The sequence below is a fragment of the Paenibacillus sp. MAHUQ-63 genome (assembly GCF_028765165.1).
Classification (GTDB): Bacteria; Bacillota; Bacilli; order Paenibacillales; family NBRC-103111; genus Paenibacillus_E.
Genome location: NZ_JARADB010000006.1, coordinates 267,077 through 280,651, shown reverse-complemented (window position 1 = coordinate 280,651; position 13,575 = coordinate 267,077). Strand labels below are relative to the sequence as shown.

Below are 13,575 nucleotides of genomic sequence, written 5' to 3'. Positions count from 1 at the left end.
TCCCGCGGGGACAGCTCTTCTTATTGTTCTATATCGGCGATATGCCGCAGCTTATCCGGATTTACAACCAAATACACGGCCGCAATGCGTCCATCTGCAATATGAAAGGTCGTCACCGTGTTCGGATGTCCATCCTGATAGGACACGATGCCCAATTGTCCGTTGACCGTCGACAGCGTGTAGCTGAAGCCGGCCGGCGCTTTGGCCATCACCCCGAACAGGAACATCGCGATACGCTCCGCACCTTCTATTGGCCGTACGGCCGCTCTCACCTTGCCTCCGCCGTCCGAGTACAGCACGGCATCCGCTTTGACGATGCTGAGCAGCTTCGTCATATTGCCCGAAGCGAGCGCCTGCACGAATTGCTCGACGAGAGCGCCGGTCTGCTCACTGACTTGCGGCCTCTGCGGCAAATCCCCTGCGCTTTCTTCTCTGCCGCCGGAGCTAGCGCTGATTGCGCTCTTCGCTCTATGGAAGATTTGCCGGCAGTTCACGCTGTTTTTGCCCACGATATCGGCGATTTCCTCATATTCATATTGGAGCACCTCACGGAGCAGGAACACCGCGCGCTCCACCCAGGATAGCTGCTGCAGCAGCAGCAGATAGGCCGTAGACAGCGACTCCTTATGGGAATAGGAGTATTCCGGCGCGTCCTTTTGGCCCTCCCCCGGTTCCATCAGCGGTTCCGGCAGCCACGGACCGACATACACTTCGCGCGTTTTGCTCGCGGATCGCAGCTTGTCGATGCAGCGGTTCGTTACCATTTTGCATAAATATGCTTTAGGATGCATAATCCCCTGCGGGTTCTTCTCACTCATGTACAGGAACGCTTCCTGCACGATATCTTCCGCATCCATCACGCTTCCCAGCATTCGATAAGCTAAAGAAAACAACAGCGTTTTATACGCGGTATACACCTGTCCGGCATCTCCGGCTATGTCCATGGTCCGCACCTCCTACTCATTGCCATTTTACGCCAGACGGTCCGACTTGAAAATAGCGTCTGCCGCCCGTTTGGCGCTCGCCGCGGAAGCGTCTGCGAGCATTTCTCCGTGGGTGACCCAGTCCCCGGCCACATAGAGACCGCGAACCCCTTCGACGGTTGGGCCTGTGACACGGCTTGATCTGGCAATGTTCAAAGTGTCATGAACAACCGTTATATTGGGCAGGAACTGGCGGGCAACCACTTCCTGCTCCCATCCCGGATGCAGGGTGCTCATCGCTTCGGTCAGCAAGCGCTCGTCGGCCTGAGGGTCCCCCCCGCCGGGTCCGTTGTATTTGATCAGATGCACAACCAGCGTCCCATTATCGCTTAATCGCGCATTGACCGTATGGTGTGAGAAGAAGATCGGCTGATCCAGTCCGAGAGCGATGTCCCGCCCTTTGACCGGCAGCTTCCGAAGGCCCAGATCCAGACAAGCCGCCATGGCAGGCCGGGCTTCGTCCTTCCACCGCTTCAGGATCGTCCGCTCCGCCCCATCCACGAGCTTGTAGGTCTCGGCAGGGGAAGCCGTGCTGATAACGTGCGCTGTCTCGATATAGCCGTCGTCCGACAGCTTTAGCCCTCGCACGCGGCCCTCCTCTTGCACGATTTCCTTCACGTCCCGGCCGCTCACGATGTGCACGCCCGCTCGTACCGCTTGATCCTGGAGCTGGTCGACGATGCTCTGCCAGCCGCCGTGCAGATAGAGCACGCCCTTCAGAGAACGCTGCACCTGCGCCAGAACGTCCCCGGCCAGCTGGTAATCCGGATCCTTCGCATAGGACGCCGTACGGCACAGGGAATATAGCATGTGCCGCACCATCGGATCCGACAGCTCCGCCTCCGCCCATGCACGGAGGCTCATGTCCGGGATGCGGCTGGCGTCCATCTTCGCCAGCTTCATCATAACCTTCATCAGCTGCATTTTACCGGACCATGACAGCAGCTTTGAAGACATCATCGTGCCGAGCGTAGCCGGCATAGGCACGACCTGGTTGTTCCACAGCGCGCCAAATTTGGGGGATGGAGCGCCTCCCTCCAGCCGGAGCCCGAGCTCCTTCAGAATCGCGTACGCCGCTCCCGCACGATAGAGCGCATGCCCGCCCAAGTTGAGCAGCGCGCCGTTCTTGTTATTCGTTATGGCCCGGCCGCCCATGCGGCTCGACTTCTCCAAGAGGACCACCGACCGGGCCCCCCTTGCCAATTCAATGGCCGCGATAAGTCCCGCCAAGCCTCCGCCAATGATCGCTGCATCCCATTTGGTTCTCTCCATCCGTCATCGCCCTCCGTTATCTCATTTCACTGCATATGGCGAATGAGGTTCGCGTTCTGTGACAACAACGCACCAAAAAACGTCAGGAAAATCTTCCTGACGTTCGTTTGCATACACCGAACCCTTATGATCCGGCGCCGCGATACCGCTTCACGCCGATATTCCAGATCGTAATGCCGATAAAGCTGAAAACAATGCCCATCACCGGCGTCAGCAGCGCGAACCACTTCCAATTCTCCGGATCGATGAAATACGCTGCAGGGTAGAACCCGACGAACGCGAACGGTAAGATCCACGTCAAAATGCTGCGCAGCAGCTTGTTATAAATCGTCGCCGGATAACGCCCATAGTTCTGAATGTTCCAGATCAGCGGCAGAATCCCCGTCGGAGCATCGGAGAAGAAGGACAGCGCCGTCAACGAAATGTACACGCCCGCATAGATCAGGATGGAGCCTACGACCATCAAGATGAAGATGAGCGGATCGTGCCAGTGAAACGGAAGCTCCAGCTTCACCCACGAGTACACCATGACGATCATTCCCGCCAGCGCGCTAAAGAGCGAAGACGGACTGAGATTCTCGATCATCAGCTGCCATAAGTTGTAAGCCGGACGGGTCAGGATACGATCCATTTCCCCTTTGATAATATACCTTTCACTGAATCCCCACAGGTTAAAAAAAGTGATGAATATGCCGTACGGAATCATAAAATAACCGTAAATGAACAAGATTTGTTCTTGATTCCAGCCGCCGAGCGATTGCGTTTGCAAAAATACGACGAGAATGAAGAATAAGTTGAGCCCATTGAACATCAAATCGGACAGCACTTCAATCCAGAAGTCGGAACGGTAGGTGAGGCGGGTTTTCATGTAGTTTTTCAAATAGTCGACAACTAGGGAGACATAGAACATTGTGTGTTAACCCCCCTGTACGAATAAACGCGTTCTGGATTTAACCCAAAGGACAACCATCGGCAGCAGCAGAACCCCGAACCACAGCACTTGGACGCCAAGAGTTTGGTAAATCGCGGATCCCGTAATTTTCCCGGTAAATACGGCGCTGGGCAGATACGTGATCGCTTGGAACGGCAGCCATTGCAGAATACCTTCGGCCCATCCGGGGAAGAAGGAAATCGGAATGATCAGGCCGGAGAACAGATCGACGGCAACACGCTTCATGCGCATCAAGCCTTCGTTATTTTCCAGGAAGAACGCGAACAGTCCCGTAATGATATTCAACTGCGTATTTATTAAAAATGCGAAAAACAACATCACGAAGTAGATCAGCCATAGGCCCGGATCGCTTGGAAATTCAATCGGCAGCAGGAGCCAGATGAGAATCATGCCCGGCGTTGTGAACAGCAGCAAACGGAAGACTCCTTCGCCGAGACCTTGCATCATTTTCACAAAAACGTAATTATACGGGCGAATGAACTGAATCGCTACACTGCCGTCGCGAATTTCGTTGGCGATCTCCCTGTCCAAGTTATTAAAATAGAAGGCGCGGCCCATCCAGGAAACCGCCACATACGTCGTCATTTGTCCCAAGGTCATGCCGCTGATCATCGCTTGGCCGCCATAAATCGCTTTATAGACGAAGTAGTAAGAACCGATATTGAGCGCATAGATCAGAATGCCGCTGTAGTAATTCACCCGGTAAGCGAGCATCATGAGGAACCGCATGCGAATGACTTCCATATAAGCACTAAGCATGGGTGGCGACTCCCTCCGGCTGCTTCGCCTCTTCCGGATGTTTCACTTCGGCCGAACCTGCTTTATAAATTTCACGTACGATGTCATCCGTATTTGTCTCATTAATTTTGATGTCCTGAATCTGCTCCACACCGACGACGCGGCTCAGCACTTCCGACACATTCGCACGCTCGTAAGGGATGAATACCTTGGCGCACAGCTCGTTCTCCAGCTGCCAAGCTACATCAAGCCCCTGCGTGAGCTGCTGCAGACGCGGCAGCGTGATCGGATGCTCGAACTGAAGCACCACTTCCTTGCCCTTGCCCCACTTGGCTTTCAGCTCTTCCAAGCCGCCGTCATAAATAATCCGGCCGTCATCGAGCATAATAACACGCGAACATAGCGCCTCAATGTCCTGCAGGTCATGCGTCGTTAGCAGAATCGTCGTCTCGTACCGCTGATTGAGCGATTTGAGAAATTCACGAATCTCGGTTTTCACGACAATATCCAGACCGATGGTCGGTTCGTCAAGGAACAGGATCGCCGGATTGTGAATGAGCGATGCCGCAAGCTCGCAGCGCATCCGCTGCCCCAAGCTTAACTTACGGACAGGTCGCGATAACAAATCAGACAGCTGCAGGCGATCGACAAGCTCGTCAAGGCGTTTCTTGTAGTCCGCTTCGGATACACGGTATACCTTCTTCAATAATTGAAAAGATTCGACGACACCGATATCCCACCAGAGCTGGCTGCGCTGGCCGAACACGACGCCGATCCCGGCGACGAATTTCTCCCGTTCCTTGAACGGAACGAACCCATTGACCTTGATATGGCCGGATGTCGGCACGAGAATGCCCGTCAGCATCTTGATCGTCGTCGATTTACCGGCGCCATTTTCACCGATATATCCGCAAATTTCGCCCTTTGGAATCTGAAAGCTGATGTCTTTCACGGCTGTAATTTGCTTGTACTCTCTATGAAATAAATCATGGAAGGCACCTTTTAAGCCTCCGCGGCTCTGCTGAACTTGAAATTCCTTGCGAAGATTCTCTACATCAATGGCTAACATGAACTTCCCTCCTGTCCTTATAGACTCGGCTACATATAACGGCAAAATTCGCCGTAACTTGCTATCGAAGTTTCGTAGCATCTATAATATGGATCATAAAGCAGTAATGTAAAACTTTTGCACCAAACTATGATACATGAATTCTGTAAGAAAAAAAAGTACAGATTATCTTAAACAAAGAAAGGAGCGCTGAACCTTGAGAATTATTAAACGTACCTTGCTCCTGATCGGCTTGCTTCTGATGGTGGTAGCTGGTTATTATTCCTATTCCTTTTACCATTTCGCGAGTAATATTTCCAATAAATCGGACACGGCTCTGAATAATGGCAGCACATCTCTTATCGCCCAGACTGTGAAGGACAAGGGTGATAAATATACGCCGCCCAAATGGGAGGGCAAGCAGCGGGTCAACATTTTGCTCTTAGGCGGGGATTCCCGCGGCATGGCGAAGAACGAGCTTCCGCGGTCGGACAGCATTATGCTCGCTTCCATTGATCCGGTGACGAAGAAAGCTCACCTGTTCTCCATCCTTCGCGACACGTACGTCAAAATTCCCGGCGAAGGCGAAGACCGCATCAACACGGCCATCACGACGGGAGGTCCGAATCTGGCAATGAAAACGGTCAGCGACCTGCTCGGCATCCCCGTGCAGTACTACGTTTATACGGATTTCAAAGGCTTCATAGCCCTTATTGATGCGATTGGCGGAATTGAGATTGATGTTGAGAAAGACATGAAATATACCGATTCCGAAGATGACCATGTCTACGATATTAACTTGAAGAAAGGGCTCCAGCATCTCGACGGCAAAACCGCTCTGCAGTATGTGCGCTTCCGGCATGATGCCCTGTCCGACTTCTCGCGCACAGAACGTCAGCGGAAATTCCTGACGGCCGTCGCTCAGAAGATGCAAACCACATCTTCCCTGATCAAGCTGCCCAAAATTTTGAATGCGATGGATCCTTACATCGATACGAATCTAAGCGTAACGGATATGCTGAAGCTCGCTTCCTTGGGCTTCGAGGCCAAAGCCGACGGCATCGTCTCCTCCCAACTGCCGCCGACCGATCTGCTGGTCGAACGCAATGTGCGCGGAGCCGCGGTCATCACCGCCGACAAGACGAAGCTGCAGAAATATGTGAAAGATTTATTTGCCGGTACCGCGGAAGCGGACACAGGGCCGACGAAGCCGTCGCCTTCTCCGACACCCAAGTCTTCGGTGAAAACAACCGCGAAGTAACATAACACGCCTCTGCTTGAAGGGTCTGCCCTGCAAGCAGAGGCTTTTTGTAAGACCAAGACCTGTACATACCAAATTCAGCACAAAGGACTGATTCTATCTATGGAACGTAAAAATTCCGAACAGCTCTATCAAGAAGCGCTGCAGCACATCGTCGGCGGGGTCAACTCCCCCTCCCGTTCCTTCAAGGCCGTCGGCGGCGGCGCCCCCGTCTTCATGAAGCGCGCGCAAGGCGCGCACTTCTGGGACGTGGACGACAACCGCTATATCGACTACCTCGCCGCCTACGGCCCGATCATTACCGGTCACGCGCATCCGCACGTGACCGAAGCGATTTGCCGCGCCGCACAGAACGGCACGCTGTACGGCACCCCGACCGAACTCGAGATCGAGTTCGCCAGAATGCTGAAATCCGCGATTCCGTCGCTGGACAAAGTGCGCTTCGTCAACTCCGGCACCGAGGCCGTGATGACGACGATCCGCGTGGCGCGCGCCTACACCGGGCGCACCAAAATCATTAAGTTTGCCGGATGCTATCATGGCCACTCCGATCTCGTGCTCGTGGCGGCCGGCTCCGGGCCGTCCACGCTGGGCACGCCGGACAGCGCCGGCGTGCCGTCCAGCATCGCGCAAGAGGTCATCACCGTGCCGTTCAACGACATTCCGGCACTCGAGGACGCGCTTGCGCGTTGGGGTGAAGACATCGCCGCGGTGATGGTCGAGCCCATCGTCGGCAACTTCGGCATGGTCATGCCCCATGCCGGCTACCTCGAGCAGCTCTGCGCGGCTGCTCGCAGGTACGGGGCCCTCGTCATCTACGACGAGGTCATCACGGCGTTCCGCTTCCATTATGGAGCGGCACAGACGTACCCCGGCCTCCCGCTAGCGGAGGCCGCGGAAGCGGCGGCGCGCTTCGCCGCCGTCGAACCGGACCTGACGGCCCTGGGCAAGGTGATCGGCGGCGGTCTGCCGATCGGGGCCTATGGGGGCCGCAAAGCCGTGATGGAGCAGGTCGCTCCGCTCGGACCTGCGTATCAGGCCGGCACGATGGCGGGGAACCCCGCCTCCATCTCGGCCGGCATCGCCTGCCTGGAGGTGCTCCAGCAGGCAGGCGTTTATGCCAAGCTCGAGCAGCTTGGCGCGGCGCTTGCGGACGGCATTGCCGAGTCCGCCGCAAGGCACGGCATCGCCTTGACGCTGAACCGCATCGGCGGTGCTTTCTCCACTCACTTCTGCGATCATCCCGTCACGAACTATGACGAAGCGCAGGATACGGACGGCGAACGCTTCGCAGACTTCTTCCGGCTTATGCTGGAGCAAGGAATTAATCTTGCGCCATCCAAATATGAGGCGTGGTTCATGACCATCGCGCATACGGAAGACGATGTTGCACGAACACTGGATGCGGCCGACAATGCCTTTCGAACGATGAAAACCCGTTAAAAGTCATTAAAGCTGCCAAGCTGCATGGATTTGCCACGATTTTATGTGCACAAAGCTAACATCATTGACGGCTTGGCAGCTCATGAATTGCATTTCTTAAATTTTATCAAACCTCGCAACGGACGCGTCTTGTTCAAGGTTGGCGAATTTTCCAAAAAATACAGGCAATTTCGCCAAAAAAAGCAGCCATACCGCCTTTTTTCAATCGCTTTATTCTTCCAGTTCTTCTAATAGACTTGTCCTAGAAACGAACTATGATCCTATGATGATCTTAGTTCGTTCGTATTTTATGAGCCCCCCACCCACCAAAAGAATTACCTTTATTCACCATTATACACGAAAGGTAACGCTTACATTTTTGTTTTCGCTCCGCAACTATTGTCGGATGAACTTTTTCATGCTATTCTAAGATTACTTTTACCCTTTTCACGAAAAGTCTTGTTTTCGTAGTATTTTCCTAGAAAGTTAGGGCATGATTTACAAATTTGCGTTCGTTTTTTGTGTTTGATGCCTTACTTTATGACGGGTCGATTTTTGACTGATTTCAAGGGAGCCATGTCCTCGAAATTGGCATGCTATTCAGTTAAATTGCATTTTTATTCAGAAGCCTGCATATTTCGTTTTTGGCCGCTTTACGGTCATACATCGAAAATACTGTAGGTAACGGGATCATTAGTGCCGAAATGCAAGAGCGTAAGTAGGAAGAGGAGTTTAAATATGTATGGGAGGTGACGGTCAGGCGACTGACCTGAGCAATGAATGAAATTATGCGTAATGAAGGCCGTTTTCAAGATCTACTAGGCACCGAACACGACAGCTGCGGTATTATTTGTATTATTGAAAAGAACGGTCATCCTACCCGTGATAACATCCAAAAAACGATTGATGCCCTTGTAAAAATGGAACATCGTTCAGGTTTTATTAACGGTGAAGGCGACGGTTGCGGTATTTTAACTGACATTCCACGTGCTCTTTGGGAACAGAAATTAACGGACGCTGGTCTTGACGGCAAGCTTGCCTATGACAACCGTTTTTCTGTTGGACATATTTTTGTTCCACGCAAACTGGACCTGACCGTTACCGAGATTCAGAATGGCATCCGTGAGCTTTTTGCAGCCCACGACGTATCCATCATTCTCGAGCAAGAGAATCAAGTTGATAGTTCCGTTCTTGGTCCTAACGGATTGAACGATGAGCCGACGTTCTGGCAAATCGCCGGGATCAGCAACAAAACGGAAGGCCAAGTGGCCGATCACCTTTTTGAGCTGCATATCGCGATCGAAGACCGTTATAACGTTCACGTAGCGACCCTAAGCAATGTAACTTCCGCTTACAAGGTATTGGGTGCGGCAAGCATTCTGCCAAAATATTTTAACGACACACGGGATCCGCTCTTCGCTTCCCAAGTGACAATCGGTCACAACCGTTATTCCACGAACACGTTGTCCAGCTTCTTTCGTGTTCAACCGTTCTCCCTGCTGGGTCACAACGGCGAAATCAACACGGTTAAGAAGCTTCGCATCGAAGCTGACATGGTTGGCGTTCCGCTCGTTAGCGGCGGTTCTGACTCCCAAGACATGAATAGAACGATCGAAACGTTCATTCACCGTTTTGGCTTATCCCTTTTCGAAGCCATGGAAATGGTATTCCCTCCTATTATTAATGAAATGAAACAGTTCCGTCCGGAGCTGCAAGATCTGTATGTGTACTACCGTCAAGTATGGGGTCACTTCGCACAAGGTCCTGCAGGTATCGTTTCCCGTTACGGCAACGAATGTATTTTCAGCGTGGATGCGCTTGGTCTCCGTCCGGTATGGATGGTTGAGAGCGACTCATCCCTATACTTCTCTTCCGAGCAAGGTGTTATCACAGTAGGCGAAATGGTCGCTGATCCGAAGCCGATCGCTCCAGGCGAGAAAGTCGGCGTCGTGCTGACTCCAGGCGAACACGTCCAAGTTATTCCTTATCATGAAGTACAATCTCTCGTCTACGAGCGCGCAAGCAAGCGTCTGAATATTAGCGGTCTTCGCAAATATCTGAATCCTGTGAAAACAGATACGCAGGCTGAGCTTAACGAGAACATTGTGGCGACAGACCAACTATACAGCGCATTCGGTTGGGACCGCGACGGTATCTCCCATATCGAGACAATGTCCGAAACAGGCGCAGAGCCGATCCGTTCCTTGGGTCACGATTCCCCTCATGCCGCTATCGCATGGGAACGTCAAAATGTGCCTGACTTCATTAAAGAGAGCGTAGCGGTTGTTACGAACCCGGCGATCGACCGTGACCGTGAAATGGAACATTTCTCTACGCGTGTCATTGCAGGCTCCCGTACTCCGGTGTATGCACAGGTTGATGACAAACTGCGGATTGAGCTTCTGGCTCCGCTTGTACTGGAAGGTACGAACGGCGTAGACAGTGAAGAGCATTTGTCCCAGCCATCCCTTGAGCAATTAATTGCCTTGTTCCGTGCCCAAGGTGACAACAAAGTAGCCGTGCTCTCCGCGACATTCGCAAGAGGAACTTCCTTGAGCGCCGGTTTGGACGCTTTGGCTGCTGACGCTATTGCCGCTGCTCGCGCTGGTGCTTCCCTGATCGTCCTTGACGATGCGGAAGCTCACCAGAACGATCGCTTGTGGCTGGAGCCGCACCTGGCCGTATCCAAAATCGATATCGCGCTTCGTGCAGAAAAGCTTACATTCGGTGACAACCTGCGCCGTCATGTTACATTAATTCTGCGTTCCGCTGCCATTCGCAACCTGCATGACATCGCAGTTGCCTGCGGATTGGGCGCTGACGTGATCTCGCCTTACCTGTTGTTCTCCACAGCTTCCGACAAAGACGGCAGCGCGGCGGCAGCTCGTAAAGTATACGCAGCCCTGACCAAAGGTCTGGAGAAAGTCATCTCCACGATCGGTACGCATGAGCTTCGCGGCTATACACGCTTCTTCTCCTCCATCGGCTTCCATCCGGAAGTGGCAGAGGTGCTTGATATCGTGAACTACCTGGGTAGTGAGAAAGGTGGAACAGGCTTTGCTCAGCTCGAAGCTGAAGCAGAGGCTCGTTACAACGACTTCACCAACCCGAAAGCGAAAGCAGCGAAAAACTTCCGCTTCTTCCAACGCATGTGGAAGGCATTGGGCGATGCCGCATCCGGTGCTGCATCTTATGCCGACTACCGCGACAAACTGCGTGAAGAAGAGAAGAAGAACCCGATTTCCATTCGTCATATCGCTGGATTCAACGTGGAGAAAGCGCTGGCCGAAGGCCGCAAACCGCTTGACCCGTCGAAGGTTGATATCTCCATTGGCGGTCATTCCTTGCCGATGCTGATTTCCTCCATGTCCTTCGGTTCTCAGAACGAAACAGCTTTCCGTGCCTACGCTGAAGCCGGCGAACGCCTGAACATGGTAACCATGAACGGCGAGGGCGGAGAGATTAAAGATATGCTTGGCCGTTACAAAAAGACGCGCGGCGCGCAAGTAGCCTCCGGACGCTTCGGTGTTAACGTAGAGCTTGCTAACGCAGTAGCTTTCCTTGAGATCAAAATCGGTCAAGGGGCTAAACCGGGCGAAGGCGGTCACTTGCCAGGCTCCAAAGTAACAGCGAAAATCGCAGCTGCTCGTAATGCAACGATCGGCTCCGACCTGATCTCGCCATCCAACAACCACGATATCTACTCGATCGAGGATTTGGCGCAAATCATTTCCGAGTTGAAAGAAGCTAGCGGACGCAAAGCGAAAATTATTGTTAAAATCCCGGTTGTTCCAGGTATCGGTACAATTGCGGTTGGTGTAGCCAAAGCTGGCGCTGACGTTATTACCCTTTCCGGTTTTGACGGCGGTACAGGTGCGGCTCGTATCCACTCCTTGACACACGTAGGTCTTCCTACCGAGATCGGTACGAAACTTGCTCACGTCGCTCTGATTGAAGCTGGTCTTCGTCACCGCGTTGAGCTATGGTCCGATGGTGGTCTGAAATCAGGCGCCGACGTTGTTAAAATGGTTATGCTCGGTGCCAACCGTGCAGGCTTCGGAAGTATCGCCATGCAATCGATCGGTTGTACAACTTGCCGCGGCTGTCACTTGGACACTTGCCATGTAGGTATCGCAACCCAAATCGATTCCATGGAAGAAGCCGAAGAGAAAGGTCTTCGCCGCTTCGTGCCTCGTCAGTACGACGTTGCTGTAGACAGCTTGGTTCGTTTGTTCGGCGGTATTGGCGAAGAAGTGCGTGAAGTTGTCGCTTCTCTAGGATTCTCGAGCCTGCAAGACCTTGTAGGTCGTTCCGACCTGCTTGAGCAAGTCAGCCACTTGGATCGCATTGATCTGTCCGATATCCTTCGTCCGGCTCCGCTTCAGTTCGTATCCGATGCAGAGAGAGCGATGGAAGAAGCGGCCGTATCCTCCGACATCCGTATTGCGGCTGGCGCAGAAGGTCTGGAATTCTTCCCTGAGTCCGTGGCATTCGACGCTCCTGTCGTTCGCAACTGGTCCAAAGTGGATGCAGAGTCCCGTATTCTCGGAACTCGTTACTCCAGTCACCGCGTAAGAGACCGTTTCGACGGCAGCTACGATGAGCTTCCTGCGGTTGCTTTGAACCTTGTTGACGGTTCCGTTCCAGGTAACGGTCTGGCAGCCTTCAATGCCCGCGGCGTCGACATCACCGTTCAAGGTGGTGCCGAGGACGGTCTTGGTAAAATGGCGTTCGGCGGTAAAGTCGCCATCGTCAAAGCGCTTGGCAAAAACAACACCTTCATCAACGGCAGCGTGGGTAAATCCTTCGGTTACGGTGCTCAAAAAGGCTTGTTCTTGATCCAAGGCAGCGCAGATACTCGTGCATGTATCCGATTCTCCGGTGCAGACGTCGTATTCGGCGGCGAAATTACAACGCCATTGCAAGATGAGCTTGGCGGACTTGCGGCTCGTGCGAACCTCAAAGGCTTCGCGTTCGAGTACATGACGAACGGCCGCGCCGTTGTTATGGGAGATCCAGGTCCATGGATCTGCGCAGGTATGACAGGCGGCGTGATCTACCAACGCCTTGTACCTGAAATGGGTCTCGATCAAGCAGCAATCGAACGTCGTATCGCCAAAGGCGCGAAAGTAAAAATCGAGTCTGTCGGCGTTCAAAGCAAAAAAGATCTGAACGAATTGCTCACAGCTTACCGTACAGAGCTTGCGAACTCCGGCCAGCCGGAAGCAGCAGCCAAAATCGACGGTCTGCTCAGCAATCTGGAAACTAACTTCATCCGTATCTCCCCGGTCAACATGCAAGCTGACCAATCCGTTGCAACGGAATAGTATAACGAAAGCTCCACAGGACTCTGCCGAGTCTTGTGGAGCTTTTTTGTCGCCTTGCATAAAACAGCCACGCAAATCACAATTTATTAAGGCAACACCAATCCGCATACCATAGGAGGTTTTCTGCTATGAGCCACTCGAAGCGCCGCGATGAAGCAGCATGGAAAAGCCGCAAACAAGCTAGACATCCACATGGTAAGGTGAAGTCTCTGGCCGAATTCGCCAGTGAGTACGACGCGGAACACAACCAATAACGCACCACCCCTCTCCTACATCAGTCGAGGGACCAACTCAAAGCAACCCGTCGATCCCGTCTCCCCCGAACATGGGATTGGCGGGTTCTTTGATTTAACGTACCATAAACGTTCGTACCGTACCTGCCCCCATATACCTGGTCACCGCATCTTGCAGCACTATCCCCTTCGCTCAGTTCTTCTTCCTCGGCACTGCCTCTTGCGGCACTATCCCTTTCGCTCAGTTCTTCCTTTAGGACTTTGCCTCTTGCTGCGGCACTATCCCCTTCACTCAGTTCTTCCTCAGCCCTGCCTCTTGCGGCACTATCCCTTTCGCTC

The 13,575-nt window shown here is 53.1% G+C and carries 9 protein-coding genes; 4 read left to right on the top strand and 5 right to left on the bottom strand.

The window, feature by feature from the left end; genetic code table 11:
• Positions 1-20 precede the first annotated feature (20 nt).
• The 5 genes from PUT07_RS28955 to PUT07_RS28935 form a co-directional block, all read right to left on the bottom strand.
• Complete coding sequence (locus PUT07_RS28955; RefSeq protein ID WP_274472265.1) at positions 21-944, bottom strand: RNA polymerase sigma-70 factor; 924 nt, start codon at positions 942-944, stop codon at positions 21-23.
• Between the two features lie 27 nt (positions 945-971).
• Positions 972-2,255, bottom strand: a complete 1,284-nt coding sequence (locus tag PUT07_RS28950; protein ID WP_274472264.1) for a phytoene desaturase family protein — start codon at positions 2,253-2,255, stop codon at positions 972-974.
• Positions 2,256-2,379: 124 nt separating this feature from the next.
• On the bottom strand, positions 2,380-3,165 hold the full coding sequence (locus PUT07_RS28945) for an ABC transporter permease (RefSeq protein ID WP_274472263.1): 786 nt from the start codon (positions 3,163-3,165) through the stop codon (positions 2,380-2,382).
• Positions 3,166-3,171: 6 nt separating this feature from the next.
• Complete coding sequence (locus tag PUT07_RS28940) at positions 3,172-3,966, bottom strand: ABC transporter permease (RefSeq protein WP_274472262.1); 795 nt, start codon at positions 3,964-3,966, stop codon at positions 3,172-3,174.
• A complete protein-coding gene (locus PUT07_RS28935; RefSeq protein WP_274472261.1) occupies positions 3,959-5,014 on the bottom strand; it encodes an ABC transporter ATP-binding protein in 1,056 nt (351 codons plus the stop codon). The genes PUT07_RS28940 and PUT07_RS28935 overlap by 8 nt, the downstream gene beginning before the upstream one ends.
• 241 nt (positions 5,015-5,255) lie before the next feature.
• Between PUT07_RS28935 and PUT07_RS28930 the strand changes: the two genes are divergently transcribed.
• The 4 genes from PUT07_RS28930 to PUT07_RS28915 all read left to right on the top strand — a co-directional run bounded on the left by PUT07_RS28930 (position 5,256) and on the right by PUT07_RS28915 (position 13,257).
• On the top strand, positions 5,256-6,254 hold the full coding sequence (locus tag PUT07_RS28930; protein WP_274472286.1) for an LCP family protein: 999 nt from the start codon (positions 5,256-5,258) through the stop codon (positions 6,252-6,254).
• A 102-nt stretch (positions 6,255-6,356) separates the two neighbouring features.
• Entirely contained in the window at positions 6,357-7,697 is a 1,341-nt protein-coding gene (locus PUT07_RS28925; protein ID WP_274472260.1) for a glutamate-1-semialdehyde 2,1-aminomutase, read from the top strand.
• A 755-nt stretch (positions 7,698-8,452) separates the two neighbouring features.
• Positions 8,453-13,003 carry a glutamate synthase-related protein gene (locus PUT07_RS28920; protein ID WP_274472259.1) on the top strand — a complete coding sequence of 1,517 codons (4,551 nt, stop codon included), beginning with the start codon at positions 8,453-8,455 and terminating at the stop codon, positions 13,001-13,003.
• A 128-nt stretch (positions 13,004-13,131) separates the two neighbouring features.
• A complete protein-coding gene (locus PUT07_RS28915; protein ID WP_274472258.1) occupies positions 13,132-13,257 on the top strand; it encodes a DUF6254 family protein in 126 nt (41 codons plus the stop codon).
• Positions 13,258-13,575: the final 318 nt, after the last annotated feature.

What these genes read in the sequence shown, in the direction of transcription:
- PUT07_RS28955 (WP_274472265.1), bottom strand. Translation starts at nt 944, where the DNA reads ATGGACATAGCCGGAGATGCCGGACAGGTGTATACCGCGTATAAAACG.
- PUT07_RS28950 (WP_274472264.1), bottom strand. Translation starts at nt 2,255, where the DNA reads ATGGAGAGAACCAAATGGGATGCAGCGATCATTGGCGGAGGCTTGGCG.
- PUT07_RS28945 (WP_274472263.1), bottom strand. Translation starts at nt 3,165, where the DNA reads ATGTTCTATGTCTCCCTAGTTGTCGACTATTTGAAAAACTACATGAAA.
- PUT07_RS28940 (WP_274472262.1), bottom strand. Translation starts at nt 3,966, where the DNA reads ATGCTTAGTGCTTATATGGAAGTCATTCGCATGCGGTTCCTCATGATG.
- PUT07_RS28935 (WP_274472261.1), bottom strand. Translation starts at nt 5,014, where the DNA reads ATGTTAGCCATTGATGTAGAGAATCTTCGCAAGGAATTTCAAGTTCAG.
- PUT07_RS28930 (WP_274472286.1), top strand. Translation starts at nt 5,256, where the DNA reads ATGGTGGTAGCTGGTTATTATTCCTATTCCTTTTACCATTTCGCGAGT.
- PUT07_RS28925 (WP_274472260.1), top strand. Translation starts at nt 6,357, where the DNA reads ATGGAACGTAAAAATTCCGAACAGCTCTATCAAGAAGCGCTGCAGCAC.
- PUT07_RS28920 (WP_274472259.1), top strand. Translation starts at nt 8,453, where the DNA reads ATGAATGAAATTATGCGTAATGAAGGCCGTTTTCAAGATCTACTAGGC.
- PUT07_RS28915 (WP_274472258.1), top strand. Translation starts at nt 13,132, where the DNA reads ATGAGCCACTCGAAGCGCCGCGATGAAGCAGCATGGAAAAGCCGCAAA.